At 71.9% G+C, this 15,269-nt stretch carries 18 protein-coding genes; 5 read left to right on the top strand and 13 right to left on the bottom strand.

All coding sequences use genetic code 11. The annotated features are described in order from the left end of the window. From ACCP09_RS34665 to ACCP09_RS34630, 8 genes are all read right to left on the bottom strand, one after another. A partial coding sequence (locus tag ACCP09_RS34665) for an acyl-CoA dehydrogenase family protein (RefSeq protein WP_433753037.1) occupies positions 1–336 on the bottom strand: 336 nt, incomplete at its 3' end. Further along, positions 333–1,109 (bottom strand): enoyl-CoA hydratase-related protein, encoded by a 777-nt coding sequence (locus ACCP09_RS34660; protein ID WP_123682923.1) that lies wholly within the window; start codon positions 1,107–1,109, stop codon positions 333–335. The genes ACCP09_RS34665 and ACCP09_RS34660, both read right to left, overlap by 4 nt. A gap of 6 nt (positions 1,110–1,115) precedes the next feature. Then, complete coding sequence (locus ACCP09_RS34655) at positions 1,116–1,889, bottom strand: 3-hydroxyacyl-CoA dehydrogenase family protein (RefSeq protein ID WP_433753034.1); 774 nt, start codon at positions 1,887–1,889, stop codon at positions 1,116–1,118. A 10-nt stretch (positions 1,890–1,899) separates the two neighbouring features. Next, positions 1,900–2,778 (bottom strand): 3-hydroxyacyl-CoA dehydrogenase family protein, encoded by an 879-nt coding sequence (locus tag ACCP09_RS34650; RefSeq protein ID WP_027931073.1) that lies wholly within the window; start codon positions 2,776–2,778, stop codon positions 1,900–1,902. Between the two features lie 20 nt (positions 2,779–2,798). Continuing rightward, positions 2,799–3,557, bottom strand: a complete 759-nt coding sequence (locus tag ACCP09_RS34645) for an SDR family NAD(P)-dependent oxidoreductase (RefSeq protein ID WP_433753032.1) — start codon at positions 3,555–3,557, stop codon at positions 2,799–2,801. Next, positions 3,554–4,777, bottom strand: coding sequence for an acyl-CoA dehydrogenase family protein (locus tag ACCP09_RS34640; RefSeq protein WP_433753031.1), 1,224 nt, complete (start codon positions 4,775–4,777; stop codon positions 3,554–3,556). The genes ACCP09_RS34645 and ACCP09_RS34640 overlap by 4 nt, the downstream gene beginning before the upstream one ends. A 2-nt stretch (positions 4,778–4,779) precedes the next feature. Continuing rightward, positions 4,780–5,571, bottom strand: coding sequence for an enoyl-CoA hydratase/isomerase family protein (locus ACCP09_RS34635; RefSeq protein ID WP_433753029.1), 792 nt, complete (start codon positions 5,569–5,571; stop codon positions 4,780–4,782). Next, entirely contained in the window at positions 5,568–6,806 is a 1,239-nt protein-coding gene (locus tag ACCP09_RS34630; protein WP_433753027.1) for a CaiB/BaiF CoA transferase family protein, read from the bottom strand. Before ACCP09_RS34630 ends, ACCP09_RS34635 begins: the two co-directional genes overlap by 4 nt. A 171-nt stretch (positions 6,807–6,977) precedes the next feature. Here ACCP09_RS34630 and ACCP09_RS34625 point away from each other — a divergent pair, with 171 nt between their 5' ends. Then, complete coding sequence (locus ACCP09_RS34625; protein ID WP_433753025.1) at positions 6,978–7,838, top strand: polysaccharide deacetylase family protein; 861 nt, start codon at positions 6,978–6,980, stop codon at positions 7,836–7,838. A 48-nt stretch (positions 7,839–7,886) separates the two neighbouring features. On the opposite strand, the gene ACCP09_RS34620 is transcribed toward ACCP09_RS34625, so the two are convergent. Further along, positions 7,887–9,323 (bottom strand): MFS transporter, encoded by a 1,437-nt coding sequence (locus ACCP09_RS34620; protein ID WP_433753023.1) that lies wholly within the window; start codon positions 9,321–9,323, stop codon positions 7,887–7,889. Between the two features lie 105 nt (positions 9,324–9,428). On the opposite strand from ACCP09_RS34620, the gene ACCP09_RS34615 reads away from it, so the two are divergent. Then, positions 9,429–9,755: an ArsR/SmtB family transcription factor gene (locus tag ACCP09_RS34615; RefSeq protein WP_020419331.1), complete on the top strand. Its 327-nt coding sequence runs from the start codon at positions 9,429–9,431 to the stop codon at positions 9,753–9,755. Beyond that, on the top strand, positions 9,755–10,159 hold the full coding sequence (locus ACCP09_RS34610) for a GNAT family N-acetyltransferase (RefSeq protein ID WP_123682930.1): 405 nt from the start codon (positions 9,755–9,757) through the stop codon (positions 10,157–10,159). Before ACCP09_RS34615 ends, ACCP09_RS34610 begins: the two co-directional genes overlap by 1 nt. 30 nt (positions 10,160–10,189) lie before the next feature. Here ACCP09_RS34610 and ACCP09_RS34605 read toward each other — a convergent pair whose 3' ends face one another. Beyond that, on the bottom strand, positions 10,190–10,765 hold the full coding sequence (locus ACCP09_RS34605; protein WP_433753020.1) for a YceI family protein: 576 nt from the start codon (positions 10,763–10,765) through the stop codon (positions 10,190–10,192). A 60-nt stretch (positions 10,766–10,825) separates the two neighbouring features. Between ACCP09_RS34605 and ACCP09_RS34600 the strand changes: the two genes are divergently transcribed. After that, positions 10,826–11,329: a MarR family winged helix-turn-helix transcriptional regulator gene (locus tag ACCP09_RS34600; protein ID WP_433753018.1), complete on the top strand. Its 504-nt coding sequence runs from the start codon at positions 10,826–10,828 to the stop codon at positions 11,327–11,329. On the opposite strand, the gene ACCP09_RS34595 is transcribed toward ACCP09_RS34600, so the two are convergent. After that, complete coding sequence (locus tag ACCP09_RS34595) at positions 11,277–12,188, bottom strand: alpha/beta hydrolase (protein ID WP_433753016.1); 912 nt, start codon at positions 12,186–12,188, stop codon at positions 11,277–11,279. The genes ACCP09_RS34600 and ACCP09_RS34595 overlap by 53 nt on opposite strands. A gap of 101 nt (positions 12,189–12,289) precedes the next feature. Between ACCP09_RS34595 and ACCP09_RS34590 the strand changes: the two genes are divergently transcribed. Continuing rightward, the gene (locus tag ACCP09_RS34590) at positions 12,290–13,135 is read left to right on the top strand and encodes a helix-turn-helix transcriptional regulator (RefSeq protein ID WP_123682933.1); all 846 of its coding nucleotides are present in this window, start codon (positions 12,290–12,292) and stop codon (positions 13,133–13,135) included. Positions 13,136–13,469: 334 nt separating this feature from the next. Here ACCP09_RS34590 and ACCP09_RS34585 read toward each other — a convergent pair whose 3' ends face one another. Then, entirely contained in the window at positions 13,470–14,432 is a 963-nt protein-coding gene (locus ACCP09_RS34585) for an alpha/beta hydrolase (RefSeq protein WP_400985420.1), read from the bottom strand. An 88-nt stretch (positions 14,433–14,520) separates the two neighbouring features. Then, complete coding sequence (locus ACCP09_RS34580) at positions 14,521–15,063, bottom strand: TetR/AcrR family transcriptional regulator (RefSeq protein ID WP_027931086.1); 543 nt, start codon at positions 15,061–15,063, stop codon at positions 14,521–14,523. Between the last annotated feature and the right edge of the window lie 206 nt (positions 15,064–15,269).

Below are 15,269 nucleotides of genomic sequence, written 5' to 3'. Positions count from 1 at the left end.
TCCGGCGTGGATGCGGCCGACCAGATCGGCGAACCGCCGGTCGCCTGCCAGGACGTCCACCGCCGCGTGGGCCTGCGCCGAGGCCCAGCCCAGCGCGGGCCACCGCCGGCCGAGCCTCTCCCACGCCACCGCCGTCGTCAGGCTCCCGGCGCCGCCGCCCCCCGCGGACTCGGGCGTGCCGAGCGTCCAGACGCCCAAGCCGGCGAGCTCCTGCACGAGGGCGGCAACCATCTCCGGGGAGTCGTCCAGTTCCACGGCGCGGTCGGCGGTGAACGCGTCCAGCATCGCCGCCAGATCTCGCTGCTCCTCGTCGAGCAGGGGTCCGCGCCAGGTCATGACCAGAAGCTCTCGGTCTTGGGCGGGCGCCGCTCGGCGAACGCGGCGCTCACCTCGTGCGCCTCCTGCGTCCGCAGGTACAACGTCAGCTGCTGGTCGTGCGCCATCCGCGCCTGGCCGGAGACACCGTTGTGCCGCGCGGAAAAGGCGGCCTTGAGCCCGCCGATCGCGAGCGGACTGCGGGTGGCGATCTCGTGCGCGACCTCGGTGGCGCGGGGCCGCAACTGCTCCAGCGGCACGACCTCGTTGACCAGGCCCATCGCCAGCGCCTGCGCGGCGCTGTACTTGCGGTTGAGGTACCACATCTCCTTGGCCCGCTTCCGGCCGATGGTGTCCTCCAGGTACCACGAGCCGTAGCCTGCGTCGAAGCTGCCGACCATTGGGCCAACCTGCCGGAAGACGGCGTGCTCCGCGGCGATGGTCAGGTCGCACACGTTGTGCAGGACGTTCCCGCCGCCGACCGCGAAGCCGTTGACCGCGGCGATGACCGGCTTGGGAATGGTGTCGATCGCCTGGTAGACGTCGATGATCGGCAGCACCTGCGACTGGTCGAGCGAGGTGACCGGCTCGTGTTCCCCGCCGATGCAGAAGAACTTCTCGCCCGCACCGGTGAGGACCGCGGCGCGCAGCTCCCGGTCGAGGCGGAACCGCTGGAGGGCGTCGAAGAGCTCCAGGCAGGTCTGGTGGCGGAACTTGTTGCCCGCCTCCGGCCGGTTGATCTCGATGGTGAGCACCGGGCCGTCGGTGCTGGTCAGGATGTCGTCGTAGGTCATCTCCGGTCACTCCTCCTCGGTTGCCGCTCCGCCGGTGCGGAAGCCCTGTCCGGTCTTGTCGCCGAGAAACCCCGCGGCCACCATCCGGCGCAGCAGCGGCGGCGGGGCGTAGCGGCGGTCGCGTGTCACCGCGTAGAGGGCCTCGGTCGTCCGCAGGTGGACATCCAGCCCGATCCGGTCGAGTGTCTCCAGTGGACCGGCGCGATAGCCGAGCCCGAGCCGCAGCGCGGTGTCGATGTCCTCCGCGCTGGCCAGGCCGTCATCGAATTCCTGGATGACGTCGTTGAGGTAGGGCAGTTGCAGCGCGTTGACGAGGAAGCCGGGCCGGTCCCCGACCACGACCGGCTGTTTGCCCTCGATCGATCCGGCGAAGGCGACGAGGGCCTGCACCAGGTCCTCGCCGGTCCGCAGCGCGCGCACGACTTCGACCACCCCCGGTCCGGCCACCGGGCCGAGGAAGTGCAGGCCGGCCACCCGCGGCGGGTTCGGCACCCCGGCCGCCAATTCGGTCACCGACAGGGTGGCGGTGACGGTGACGAGCGGTGTCCCCTCGCCGATCACATCCGCGATCTCGGCCAGCACGGCCTGCTTCACCTCGGCCTCGTCGGGCACGGCTTCCAGGACCAGGTCTGCGTCGGCCAGATCGGCCCCGGCTCCGCGGGTGCTGCCCAGGGCGATCACCTCGCGCCCGGCCGCGGTTAGCGCCTCGGCGATCCCGGTGGCCGCGGTCCCCGAGCCGATCAGGCCGATCCGCTTGAAGTCTGCTGTGGACTCGCTCATGCCGGTCTCCTCAGGACCCGAACAGCCGGGTGTCGTCGTAGGTGTAGAACCCGCGGCCGGTCTTGCGGCCCAGATCGCCCGCGGCGACCATCCGCTCGACCATCGGCGGCGGGAAGAAGCGGTCGTCGCGCAACTGCTCGTAGAGCCGGGTGGCGACCTGCTGGTGGATGTCCATCCCGACGATGTCGAGCAGCCGGAACGGCCCCATCGGGTGGCCGAGTGCGCCCGGCACGGCGGCGTCGATGGCCTCCTTGGTGGCCCATCCGGCTTCCAGCGCCCGGATGCAGGAGTTCTCCCACGGGATGAGGAAGCGGTTGACGATGAACCCGGGCCGGTCCTTGGTCACCACGGTGGTCTTGCCGAGCGAGGCGAGGAAGTCCAGCGTCGCGCGGTGCGCCCACGCGGCGGTGTGCCGACCGTCGGCCACCTCGACGAGCTTCATCAGCGGAGCCGGGTTGCAGTAGTGGGTGCCGACGACGCGCTCCGGCCTGCGCGACCCGGCGGCGATCCCGGTCACCGACAGCGTCGAGGTGTTGGTGTGGAACAAGGTGGACTCGGCGACGATGTCGTCGAGCCTGCCGAAGGTGTCCTTCTTGAGCGCCAGGTCCTCGAACACGGCCTCGACGACCACGCCGCAGGGCGCCAGATCGGTGAGCTCGGTGGTGCCCCGCAACGCGTCCTTGGCCGTCTGGGCGGCGCCTGCGTCGAGTTTGCCGAGCCGGACGCTCTTGTCCAGGAACCCGCGCACGGTGGCAAGGCCGCGCTCGAGGTTGGCCTCGTCGATGTCGTACAGGATGGTTCGGTGCCCGGCGCGAGCCATGACGGTCGCGATCCCCGAGCCCATGGTGCCGGCGCCGAGGACGGCGACGGTCGTGCTCTTGGTGCTCACTGAAGTCTCCCGGGTGGCTGTCAGCGGACGCTCTGGCCGCCGTCGATGACGATGAACTCGCCGGTCATGAAGTCCGAGGCGCTGCCGGCGAGGAGCAGCAGCCACGGCTTGAGCTCGTCCGGGCTGCCCATCCGGCGCGCCGGGATGGCCCGCACCACGCGGGCCAGCATGTCGGGGTCGCCGTGCACGTCGGCGTTGAGGGCGGTGGCGAAGTAGCCGGGCGCGAGGGCGTTCACCTGGACGCCGTGGGGCGCCCATTCCACCGCCATGGAGCGGGTGAAGCCGAGGATCGCGGCCTTCGACGCCGAGTACGCCGCGTGCCGCGCGATGCCCTGGAGGGCGAAGTTGGACGCGATGTTGATGACCTTGCCGGACCCCTGGGCGACCAGGTGCCTGCCCACCGCGCGGGTGGCCAGGAAGGTGCCGCGCAGGTTCGTCGCGATGACCCGGTCCCATTCCTGCGCCGACTGGTCCACCAGGGGTGAGGTGGCCACGATGCCGGAGTTGTTGACCAGGATGTCCACCCGGCCGAACGTGTCGACCGTGGCGGTGACCATCCGCTCCACCGAGGACTCGTCGGTGACGTCGGTCGGGCAGGCCAGCGCCGCGCCACCGGCGGATTTCACCTCGTCGACGAAACTGTCCAGTTCGGACTCGGTGCGGGCGGCCACCGTGACCGCCGCCCCGGCTTCGGCCAGAGCCTCCGCCATCGCCCTGCCCAGCCCGCGGCCGGCCCCGGTGACGATCGCGACCTTGCCCTCGAGACTTTCCGTTGTCACGCCGAACCCTCCATCGCGCGGGTGGTTTCGCGGCCGATGAGCAACCGCTGGATTTCGTTGGCGCCGTCGTAGATCTGGGTGACCTTGGCGTCACGCAGGCAGCGTTCGACACCGAACACCGCCAGGTCGCCGTAGGGGCCCAGGATCCGGGCGGCGTCCACCGACGCCTGGAAACCCAGGTCGGTGCAGGACTGCTTCATGATCGCGATCTGGCCGGGCGACACTCCCGGGTCGGCGTCGACCTGGCGGGCGACGGCGTGCAGCAGCAGCCTGCCTTGCAGGATCCGGCCCCGCAGACCGGCCAGCGCGAAGGAGCACTCGTCCGGGAGCCGGTGACCGTGGAGCCGCGTCAGGGTCGCGAGCGTGCGGGCGTAGGCGGCGCGGGCCAGCCCGACGCCCTGTGCGGCTGCACTGATGCGCGACTTGACGACCGAGCTCATCACCACCGACCAGCCGCCGCCCACCTCGCCCAGTAGGTTCTCCCGGGGCACCGCGACGTGGTCGAAGAACAGCTCGGCCGTGCTGGAGCCGTGCATGCCCATCTTGTGCAGCGGCGCGCCACGGGTCAGGCCGGCCCAGCCGCCCTCGAGGACGAACGCCGTCACGCCCGCGCGGCCCAGCATCCGGTCGACGGTGGCGAAGCAGATGATCACGTCGGCCTTGTCCCCGGTGGTGATGAACGTCTTCTGACCGCTCAGCGACCACCCGTCCGCGACCGGGGTGGCGGTCGTCGTCAGGCTCGCGACGTCCGAACCGGCGTCCGGTTCGGTGACGGCGAGCGAGCCGTAGCGCGAACCGTCGAGCAGCCCGGGGATGTAGCGCCGCTGCAGCTCTTCGGTGCCCGCCAGCAGCAGTGGGTAGGCGGCGTGCGTCTGCGTCATGAACACGAGGCTGGTCGCCGCACAGCCCGCGGTGACCTCCTCCATCGCCACGGCGTAGGCGACGGTCGTGTCCGCCGTGCCGCCAAGGTGCTCGGGGAAGAGCAGCCCGCAGAGCCCCGCCCTGGCCAGCGCCCGCACGCTGTCGTGGGCGAAGGTGTGGGTGGCGTCCAGCATCGCCGCGCGCGGGGCGACGTCGGCGGCCACCACCTGGCGCGTGCGGGCGCGGACGTCGAGTTCGCGCGGGGTCAGTGACGCGTCGGCGGCAGGCTCGTCGAGCAGCGCGTGAAGCCGTTGGTACGCCTCGGGGTCGATGTCGATGTCGAGTGGTTCGGCGGGCATCCTCAGTCCTCCGGGTTCGGGAACACGGGGGTCCGGCGTTCGGTGAACGCGGCGACCCCTTCGGTGGACTCGGCGCTCACGATCGCCCGCGCCGCGAGCTCGGTCTCGGTGGACAACCCCTCGTCCAGCGGCAGGTCCCGCGCCGCCTCCACGGCACGCAGGATGGCGCGGACGGCGAGCGGCCCCCGCGAGGCGATCGTTCCGGCGATCGAGGCGGCCGTGGGCAGCAGCTCATCCGGCGCCACGGGCGGCACCGGCGTGAGGCCCAGTGCGTGGGCGTGGTCGGCGGACAGCCGAGTGCCGGTCAGCATCAGATGCGCGGCGACCCGTTGCCCGACGGCGTGGGGAAGCCGCTGAGTACCGCCGTAACCGGGGATCAGGCCCAGGCTCGACTCGGGCAGCCCGAGCGACGCCCGGGTGGACAGCACCGCGAACGTCGACGCCAGGACCAGTTCGAACCCGCCGCCCAGTGCGAGACCGTTGACGGCGGCGATCACGGGAACCGGCGCCCGCTCGATCTCCCGTAGCGCCGCCTGTCCCCGCGACATCAGCTCCCGTGCCCGCGCGAGGTCCGTCCCCAGGGCCGTGATCTCGTTCAGGTCGGCGCCGGCGCTGAACGCCTTCTGTCCGCTGCCGGTGATCACCACCGCGCGGACCGCCGGGTCGCCTGCCGCCTCCGCCACGCACCGCCGCAGGTCCCCGAGGAGTTCACCGGTCAGGGCGTTCAACGCGGCCGGGCGGTGGATCGTGAGCGTCACCGTCGCGTCCGTGCGTTCGACGAGCAGGTCGCTCATGAGGCCGCCGCCTCACCACCGGCGTCCACGGGTTCCGCGGCTTCGGCGATGACGCCTGTGCATCTCATCCGGGTGATCTCCTCTTCGTTGTAGCCCAAGCCGAGCAGGACCTGACGGGTGTGCTCGCCCAGCGCCGGGAACCGTTCGTTCCGCGCCGCGGTCGACGACAGCCGGAACGGGCTGCGCACCGTGACGAGCCCGTCCCCGGAACCGGGGACCGGGAGCACCGCCCCGCGGGCCACCACCTGCGGGTCCTTGACCACTTCGGACAGTGTGTGGACGATCGCGACCGGCACCCCGGCCTCGCCGAGGATGCGCAGCCAGTCGGCGGCGGGGCGCGTCGCCAGGCGTCCGGCGATGGCCTCGGTCACGCGCGCCCGTTGCTCGCGCCTGCCCGCGTTGTGGGCCAGCGCGGGATCTGCGGTCAGCTCCGGCAGGTCGAGCGCGGCGCAGAGCCGTTGCCACATCGCGTCGTTCCCGACTGCCACGACCATCGTCCGGTCCGCGGTTTCGAAGGGCTGGTAGACCGCGAGCACGGAATCGGTGCCACCACTGGGCGCCGGCTCAGGTTCGCCGGCGTGGAACGCCGCGATCCTGGGCGCCATCAACGCGAGGTCCGCGTCGAGCAGGGACACGTCGATGATCTCTCCCGCGCCGCTGACCCGTTGGCGGACCAGCGCCGCGTTGACCGCGATGGCCGCGCACATCCCGGTGACCACATCGGACAGTGCGGTGGAGACGCGCTGCGGGCTGCGCCCGGACTCCCCCGTCACCGACATCAGGCCGGAACGCGCCTGGGCGACCAGGTCGTAGCCCGGGAGGCCGCTGTCGGGACCGTCCGATCCGAACCCGGACATCGCGCAGTAGACGAGCCGCGGATTGCGCGATCGCAGGCGCTCGCCGTCGATGCCGAGGCCGTGCACCTTGGCCGGGTTGACGTTGTGCAGGAACACGTCGGCGGTGTCGAGCAGCCGCAGCAGCACATCCCGCCCCTCCGGGGCACGGATGTCGAGCACGACGGACTTCTTGTTGCGGTTGGCCGAGGCGAACCAGGCCGACTCGCCGTCCACGAAGGGCGGTCCCCAGGCCCGTGCGTCGTCCCCGGTTCCCGGGCGCTCGACCTTGATGACCGTGGCGCCGAGGTCACCCAGGTACATGGCGGCCGTCGGGCCGGCGTAGGACGTGGTCATGTCCACCACGCGGACACCCTCAAGCGGTCCGAGCGCGACCGGCATCGGCTTCCCCTCCCGTCACTTCCGCGTGACACTGTCCTCCAGCGGAGAACTGCAGACTAACAGCAACTCTGCACATTGCTCAACGTCTGACATTTAGCTTCCTGAAGCGACCACGGTCACACTTCTCCCGGTTTGACCTTCACACTGGTGGCAACGTTGCACCCTGGCCGCATGAGCCTGGAACTCTTCGACTACCAGCCGATCACCGAGCGGGAGCCGATCGCCTGGCCGAACGGGGCCCGCCTGGCGTTCTACGTCGGTCTCAACATCGAGCACTTCCACGTCGACAAGCCGTCCACCAGCATCTCGGCGTCCACGAACACGCTGGTGCCCGACGCGCTCAACTACGGGTGGCGCGACTACGGCCTGCGCGTCGGCATCTGGCGGGTGATCGACATCCTGGACCGGCACGGGATCCGCGCGTCGGCGCTGCTCAACTCCGAGGTCGCGCGGCACTACCCGCAGGTGATCGGGGCCGGCCGGGCCCGTGACTGGGCCTGGCTCGTGCACGGCCAGACCAACTCGCGCCTGCACGCGAACCTCGGCGAAGACGAGGAACGCGAGATCCTCACCGACGCGGTCACCACCATCGAGAAGGCGACCGGGCAGCGGCCGAAGGGCTGGATGGGCCCCGGCCTCACCGAAACCTTCGAGACGCCACGGCTGCTCGCCGAACTCGGCCTGAGCTACGTGCTCGACTGGACCAACGACGACCAGCCGTACCGGTTGAACGTGCCCGGCATGCTGAGCGTGCCCTACACCGTCGAGGTCAACGACCTGCTGATGTTCATCACCCGGGGCTTCACCGGCCCCGAGGTGCTGCAGATCGTCAAGGACCAGTTCGACCAGCTCTACGCCGACTCCGCGACCGGCGGCCGCGTCATGGCGCTCCCGCTGCACCCGTTCGTCATCGGCCAGCCGTTCCGCGCCCGCTACCTCGACGAGGCGCTGGCCTACATCGCGAGCCACGACGACGTCTGGCTCACCACCAGCGACGAGATCGCCGAGCACTACGCGCGCACGACCGCCTGAGGCGGCGGGACCCCGGGCAGGGCGGTGACCCCGCCCTGCCCGGGGCGTTCACGCCGCGGCGACCGGCTCGGCCGGGGCGGCGGCGGGTTTGCGCGCCAGTGCGAGGCTGACGAGCAGCCCGAGCACCATCCCGGCGGCGGTCAGCAGCACGACCAGGAACTCGCCGTCCGCCGTGGCGGCGCGCAGGTCCTCGCCGGTCTTGCCGCCGGTGCCGAGGTCCGCGAGCGCGGTGAACACGGCGAGGCCGATCGCGTTGCCGATGTTCAGCGCCGTGGACGCGATGCCGTTCGCGACGCCCTGTTCGGCCGCCGCGGTGCCGGTGGCGGCGGCGATCCACATCGCCGTCCACACCACACCCTGGCCGACGCCGGACACCACCAGCCCGGGCACCAGCAGCCCGTACCCGGCGCCGGCGTCGAACCCGATCGCCATGACCGCCGTGCCCACCACGCCGACCGCGAAGCCGCCGACGAGCGTGGTGCGCAGGCCGATCCGCGTGGTCAGCCGCTCGCCGAGCTGGGTGCCGGTCGCGATCGCCAGCGACGGGACCAGGAACGCGAGCCCGGCCTGCAGCGCGCTGTAACCGTGCACGCTCTGCATGAGGACGGTCAGGAAGTACGGCAGCACGCCGAACGTGGCCATGTAGATGAACGTGACGCTCATGCCGATCGTCAGGCTGCGGTTGCCGAACAACCGGAACGGCATGAGCGGATCCGCGCTGCGCCGCTCGATGACCGCGAACGCCACCAGCAGCACCGCGGACAACGCGAACGCGCCGAGCACCAGCCCGCTCCCCCAGCCCTGCTCGGGGCCCTGCACCAGCGCGAACACGAGCAGCGTCGCGCCCCCGGTGACGGTCAGCGAGCCGGGCAGGTCGAAGCGCCGCCGCGGCCCGCGCGCCGGGTCGCGCGGGATCACCGCGAGCGCGGCCAGCGCCACGAGACCGGCCAGCGGCACGTTGACGTAGAAGACGGCAGGCCAGCCGAAGTTCTCGGTGAGCACACCGCCGAGCAGCGCGCCGATGGTCAGCCCGCTGGCGCCCGCGCCACCCCAGACGGCCAGCGCGCGGTTGCGTTTCGGCCCCTCCGGGAACAGCGTGTTGATCAGGGACAGCGTGGCCGGCAGCAGCAGCGCGCCGCCGATCCCCTGCACCGCACGGGCGACGATGATCGTGGCGGGGGTCGGCGCCAGCCCGCCGGCCAGCGACGAGACCGCGTAGAGGGCCAGTGCCAGCACGAAGACGCGGCGCCGCCCGAGCAGGTCGGCGGCCCGGCCGCCGAGGAGCAGGAACCCGCCGGCGAACACGACGTAGGCGCTCACCACCAGCTGCTGGGTCTGACCGGGGAAGCCCAGGTCGGCGCCGATTTCGGGCAGGGCGACGAACACGATGTTGAGGTCCAGCGAGTAGATCAGCTGCGCGAGCGCGAGCAGGGGCAGCACCCAGCCCAGCCGCGGCCCGGCGGCCTGTCTCGGAAGAGCGGACATGCGGAAGCACACCTTCCAGGGTCGAAAGTACGATCGTACGCATAATTACGTACAGTCTGGCCGGCGAGCAAGAGGATTGTTCGACTTTTGCGGTACGGTAGTACCGTGAAGTACCGTCACCCGGAGCGCGACCAGATCCGCGTCGACGAGGTGCTGTCCGCGCTGGGCCACCCGGTGCGGCTGGCCGCCGTGCGCGTGCTGGCCGGCGGCGGCGAGCACAACTGCACCAGCGTCCTGACCGAGATCGGCGTCCCGGCCAAGTCGACGATGACCCACCACTGGCGGGTGCTGCGGGACAGCGGCGTGATCATCCAGGAGCCGTCGGGACGGGAGAACCTGCTGACCCTGCGCCGCGACGACCTGGACGCGCGCTACCCGGGCCTGCTGGACGCCGTGCTCGCCGGGGCCCGCACGGACGAGGCGGGGTCCTGATGGACTACGTGGTGCGGGCCGAAACGCCCGCGGTCGAGCTGTACCAGCGCCTGCGGGTCGGCGCCGGGCTGAGTCCGAAGTCGACGGAGGCGGCGACGGCGGGCCTGGCCGGATCGTGGTACGCGGTCGTCGCCTACCACGGCGACCGTCCGATCGGGATGGGCCGCGTCATCGGCGACGGCGGCACCGCCTTCCAGATCGTCGACATGTGCGTGCTGCCCGAGCACCAGGGGCGGGGCATCGGCAAGAAGATCATGGCGGCACTGGTGGACCGCCTGCGCGAGCGGGCGCCGCGCACGGCCTACGTCTCGCTCATCGCCGACGGCGACGCCCGGCACCTCTACGCCAAGTACGGCTTCGCGGAGACGGCGCCGGCGTCCGTCGGGATGGCGCTGCGGCTCTGACCGCGCGCCGGCGCCGCCCCTGCGCCGCGGTCAGCCGGCGTACACCAGTTCCACCTCGAGCTCCAGGTCGATCTCCTTGGACACGAGCAGTCCTCCCCTGGCGAGCGGCATGTTCCAGGTCAGCCCCCAGTCTTCCCGGTTGAGGCGGCCCCTGGCCGAAAAGACGGCGCGGTGGTTGTCCCACGGGTCCTGCGCGTAGCCGACGTAGTCGACCGCCAGTGTCACCGGCCTGGTCACGCCCTTGATGGTCAGCTCGCCGGTCATCGACCCGCGGCTGCCGTCCCAGCGCACGTCGCCGGACACGAAGGTCGCGGTGGGATGCGCGGGCACGTCGAAGAAGTCGGCTGATCTGAGGTGGTCGTCGCGGGCCTGGTCCCCGCTGTGCACCGAGGCCATGTCGATGGTCACCGAAACCTTGCTGTCCGCCGGGTTTTCGGCGATCTCCACCGCGCCGTCCACGCCGGTGAACCGTCCGCGCACCTTCGTCAGCATGAAGTGCCGTCCGACGAACGCGACCTCGGCATGCCCCGGGTCGATCCGCCACGTGCCGGCGGCAGGCAGCTCCACCTCGCCCAGCCTGCGGGTCGGCGTCGTTGATCCGGTCATCGGGAGTTCCTTCCTCGTTGGTAGATGCGTGCGCACGCACACATCTACTATCCTTACCCCATGAGCGCGTCCGACGACAAGGGCCTGGCTGCCTGGCGAGCGATGCTGCTGGCGTACAACGCCGCGCTGCGGGCCATCGACTCCGACCTGACCAGGTCCGGCACCATCCCCCTCACCTGGTACGACGTCCTGCTGGAACTGAACGCCGGGCCCGGGCGGCGGCTGCGCATGAACGACCTGGCCGAGCGGGTCGTGCTCAGCCGGACCCGCGTCAGCCGCCTGGTGGACGAGATGGTGAGCGCCGGGGTGGTCGAGAAGATCCGCGACGAGGAGGACCGGCGGGTGGTGTGGGCCGCCATGACCCGGTCCGGCGAACGTGCCTTCCGCACCACCGCGCCGCAGTACCTGCGCGGGATCGAGGAGCACTTCTCCCGGCACCTGACGGACGAGGAGAAGCGGGTCATGGCGGCCGCGCTGACGAAGGTCCGCGACGCCCACGCGGTTCTCGAGGTCAGGCCAGGTGGGTCCGGTAGAAGCCGGTCAGCTTCTCGACCGCGGCGGTGACGTGCGGCTCCCGGTCGTACAGGTCGACGTGCGTCGCGCCCTCGATCCAGTGCAGTTCCTTCGGCCCGCGCGCCTCCTGGAAGGCCTCCACCGCCATCCAGGACGTCACCGCCTCGCGCCCGGCGATCAGCAGCAGCGGGCGCGGCGCGATCAGGCCCACGAAGCGGAACGCGTCGAAGAGCGCCAGACGGTCCACACTGGACCACGGCAGCCGCTTCGCCGAGCGCGGGTGCTGTGCGCGGTCCGTGCAGTAGTACTCGAACCCCTCCACCCCGTGCTGTCCGCCCAGCGCGCGGGCCTGCTCGGCGGTGTCCGGGAAGAGCTGGAAGGTCTGCGCGCCCCCGCCGCGGGCCTCGGCGGTGCGGGCGGCGGCCGCCGCGTCGAGCATGCCCTGGAACACGGCCGGGTCCTGGGTGCCGTCGGCGCCGAGGCGGAACTGGCGGGCGACGTCGACGGGGCTGACGGTGCCGACGGCCTTGATGCGGTGGTCCCCCGCCGCCGCGGCCATCGAGTACCCGCCGGAGGCGCAGATGCCGAGCGTGCCGATCCGCTCGGGGTCGGCCTCGGGCCGGGTGGCGAGGTAGGAGACCGCGGCCTTGAAGTCCTCGACGCGCTGCGCCGGGTCCTCCAGGCCACGCGGCTCGCCCTCGCTCGCGCCCTGGTAGGCGGCGTCGTAGGCGAGGGTGACGAAGCCCTGCTCGGCCATCCGCCGCGCGTACAGACCGGAGGTCTGCTCCTTGACGCTGGTGCCGGGGTGGCCGACCACGAGCGCGGGCCAAGGACCGCTTCCGGTGTCCGGGGTGTACAGGTCAGCGGCGAGCCGGAGTCCGTTGCTGGGGAAGGTGACGTTCGTTCTCATGCATCCCAGGCTCGTCCGCGCCGGAGGCCGGTACCAGGGAAGGAACTGCCTGTGCAACCCAGTACCAGGCACGCCGTCCCCGCGGTGTGGACACTGGAGTCATGGAGACCAACGAGCTGGGCGAGTTCCTGCGCGCCCGCCGCGCCGCCCTCGACCCGGCCCGCGCCGGCTTCCCCGACGACGGCAGGCTGCGCCGCGTGCCGGGCCTGCGCCGCGAGGAGCTGGCCCAGCTCGCGCACATCAGCATCGACTACATCGTCCGGCTCGAACAGGGCCGCACGCGCCGGGTGTCCCGCCCGGTCCTCGACGCGCTCGCCGACGCGCTGCAGCTCGCTCCCGACGAGCGCGACTACCTGTTCGCGGTCGCCGAGGTCGCCCCGGCCGCGCCCGCCCGGCAGCCGGGCAGGCCCAAGGTCGACCGGCAGCTGCGGCAGCTGCTCGACGGCATGCGCGACGTCCCGGCCATGATCCTCAACCGGCGCATGGACGTGCTGGCCTGGAACCGGGGCGCGGCCGCGCTCCTGACCGACTTCGGCGCGCTGCCCGCGGCCGAGCGGAACCTGATCCGGCTCACCTTCCTCGACGACGCCTACCGCGCCCTGTACGCGGACTGGCCGCGCGCCGCTCGCGAATGCGTCGCGGTCCTGCGCATGGAGGCCGGCCGCAACCCCGGAGACAAGGCGCTGGCCGCGCTGATCGGCGAACTCAGCGTCCGCGACCCGGACTTCCGCACGTGGTGGGCGAGCCACCAGGTGCGCGGACCGCGCCAGCTGGTGAAGACCTACCTGCATCCGGTGGCCGGCCCGATCACGCTCGACGTGCAGCAGTTCTCCGTCGACACCCAGCCGGACCAGCAACTCGTCGCCTACACCGCCGAGCCCGGGTCCCCGTCGCAGGAGGCGCTGGACTTCCTGCTCGCGATGAGCCCGTCGGCGGTCGGCTCGTAACGCACTCCGGGCGGTCCCCGCTGCCGCTCCGCGATCGTCGGCACGGCCGGGCGCAACGCCTACCCGGGCGCCGCCGACACGGTCGCGCCCGCGCGCGCGGCGGATCCCGCTGCTCTTCGGCGGGTTCAGCCCGGCCGTGCCGGGCCGGATGACCCGTTGGGGCGCGGGGCGGCATCGGCGACGCCGCCCGCGACGGTCGCCCCGCGTGGTGGCGCTCGCCTACTTCGCCCTCACGCCCAGACCACCGCGTCCACTGTGGACACTGCTCCGGCGGCGATCACGGATGCGGTGAACGCGTTCGCCGGCCTGGGCGCGCACCGACGGCGCGTTGTGATCAGCGGCTGAGCAGCCGCTCCAGCCACGACTCCCGCGCGGCCACGCAAGCCTTGGCCACCGCCGATCCGGGGGCGATGTCGTAGAAACCGTGGAACGCGCCGCCCCATACGTGCAGCTCCGCTTCGCCCCCGGCGGCCCAGATGGCGCTCGCGAACGCCACCGCCTCGTCGCGGAAGACCTCGACCGCGCCGGCGTCGACGAACGTCGGCGGCAGCCCGCTGAGGTCGGCGGCGCGCGCCGGGGCCGCGTAGGGCGATACGTCGGCGGTGCCGCGCCGCTCGCCCAGGACCATCGTCCACGCGGTCAGGTTGCTGGTTCGGTCCCACACCCCGACGCCGTCGTACTCGCGCGCGGACACGGTCTCGCCGCGGTCGTCGATCATCGGGCACTGCAGCAGCTGCCCGGACAACGCCGGACCGCGGCGATCGCGCGCCAGCAGGGTCGTCCCCGCGGCGAGCCCGCCCCCGCCGCTACCGCCGAAGACGACCAGCCGCGCCGGGTCGAACCCGAGCTCGTCCGCGTGCCCGGCCATCCACCGCAGAGCGGCGTAGCAGTCCTCGACCGGCACCGGGTGCGGGTGCTCGGGCGCGCGCCGGTACTCGACGGTGACGGACACCGCGTCGTACTTCATCGCCCAGTCGATCAGCGGGTGCACGGAGGCGAACCGGTCCCCCATCACCATCCCGCCGCCGTGGATGTGGAAGATCCCCGGCCCCCGCTCGCGGTGGTCCTCGCGCGCGATGACCGAGACCGTGATCTCCGCCCCGCGGTACCCGGGGATCGTGTGGTCGGTCCAGGTGACCGGGCGGCCGCCGATCTGCTCCTCGATCGTCGGGAACGGCAGGGCGCGGAAGTGGTCGAGCCGGTCCGCCGTCATGCCGACCGGCACCCGGCCCTCCAGAGCGGGCAGCAGCGCGGCGAGTTCGGGGTCCAACGGGAGGTTCTTCGTCACCCGGTGCATTTCACCACAGGGAGACCGGCGCCCGCGGGCACCGGTGCGCCATCCGCGAGTTCCGTCTGTTGTGGACCTGTCGGCCCTGCCGGGAGAGCTAGCCCGCCCCGAAGCCGCGCAGGAAGGTGTCCACCAGGACGTCGGCGGCTTGGGCGTCGCTGAGGTCGGGCAGGTCCCGGGTGGCGAGGTGCAGCAACTGGCCGAGCACCCTGCTCGCCCAGCCCGCGGGCAGGCCGGGCCGCAGGAAACCTTCGTCGGCGGCCCGCTGCGCGAACCGCTCGACCTCGTCGACCGAACGCTGCCGCCGCGCCCAGATCTCCGGGTCCGAGCGCATCCGGCTGACCTCGGTGGGCCACTTGCGGTTGACCCCGACGATCAGTTCGACGTACCGGTGCAGCGCCACCGGCACCGGCGCTTCCCGCAGCCGGGCGGCCTCGATCGCCGCCTCGATCGCGTCGAGGCGGGCTTCGTACACCGCCGTCAGCAGTTCTTCGCGACTGGCGAAGCGCCGGTACACGGTGCGACGGTCCACACCCGCCTCGGCGGCGATCGCGGCGATGCTGGTCGCGGGGTCCTCGGCGAGCATGCGGGCACCCGTGGTCAGCACGAGCTCGAGGTTGCGTGCGGCGTCGGCTCTCACGGCATCAACATACCCTCCGCTGCCGCACTCCGAGCCAGTATCTGCCACAGCGCTGAGGCGTTCTCCTGCGCGACCGCGCATGGCCACCCGACCGGTGATCGCGGAGGCTGGTATGGTTGACGCGCAAGGGAACCGTTCTGAGGAGACTCGACGTGGCAGGTGAAGACGACATCTCCGGGTGATCCCCCGGAGTGAGCAAGCCCCCG

The organism is Amycolatopsis sp. 3B14 (assembly GCF_050958625.1).
Classification (GTDB): Bacteria; Actinomycetota; Actinomycetes; order Mycobacteriales; family Pseudonocardiaceae; genus Amycolatopsis_E; species Amycolatopsis_E thermoflava.
Note: the sequence above shows the minus strand (reverse complement) of the source record. Positions and strands in the feature narration are given on the sequence as shown.

What these genes read in the sequence shown, in the direction of transcription:
- ACCP09_RS34660 (WP_123682923.1), bottom strand. Translation starts at nt 1,109, where the DNA reads ATGACCTACGACGACATCCTGACCAGCACCGACGGCCCGGTGCTCACC.
- ACCP09_RS34655 (WP_433753034.1), bottom strand. Translation starts at nt 1,889, where the DNA reads ATGAGCGAGTCCACAGCAGACTTCAAGCGGATCGGCCTGATCGGCTCG.
- ACCP09_RS34640 (WP_433753031.1), bottom strand. Translation starts at nt 4,777, where the DNA reads ATGCCCGCCGAACCACTCGACATCGACATCGACCCCGAGGCGTACCAA.
- ACCP09_RS34635 (WP_433753029.1), bottom strand. Translation starts at nt 5,571, where the DNA reads ATGAGCGACCTGCTCGTCGAACGCACGGACGCGACGGTGACGCTCACG.
- ACCP09_RS34630 (WP_433753027.1), bottom strand. Translation starts at nt 6,806, where the DNA reads ATGCCGGTCGCGCTCGGACCGCTTGAGGGTGTCCGCGTGGTGGACATG.
- ACCP09_RS34625 (WP_433753025.1), top strand. Translation starts at nt 6,978, where the DNA reads ATGAGCCTGGAACTCTTCGACTACCAGCCGATCACCGAGCGGGAGCCG.
- ACCP09_RS34620 (WP_433753023.1), bottom strand. Translation starts at nt 9,323, where the DNA reads ATGTCCGCTCTTCCGAGACAGGCCGCCGGGCCGCGGCTGGGCTGGGTG.
- ACCP09_RS34610 (WP_123682930.1), top strand. Translation starts at nt 9,755, where the DNA reads ATGGACTACGTGGTGCGGGCCGAAACGCCCGCGGTCGAGCTGTACCAG.
- ACCP09_RS34605 (WP_433753020.1), bottom strand. Translation starts at nt 10,765, where the DNA reads ATGACCGGATCAACGACGCCGACCCGCAGGCTGGGCGAGGTGGAGCTG.
- ACCP09_RS34600 (WP_433753018.1), top strand. Translation starts at nt 10,826, where the DNA reads ATGAGCGCGTCCGACGACAAGGGCCTGGCTGCCTGGCGAGCGATGCTG.
- ACCP09_RS34595 (WP_433753016.1), bottom strand. Translation starts at nt 12,188, where the DNA reads ATGAGAACGAACGTCACCTTCCCCAGCAACGGACTCCGGCTCGCCGCT.
- ACCP09_RS34590 (WP_123682933.1), top strand. Translation starts at nt 12,290, where the DNA reads ATGGAGACCAACGAGCTGGGCGAGTTCCTGCGCGCCCGCCGCGCCGCC.
- ACCP09_RS34585 (WP_400985420.1), bottom strand. Translation starts at nt 14,432, where the DNA reads ATGCACCGGGTGACGAAGAACCTCCCGTTGGACCCCGAACTCGCCGCG.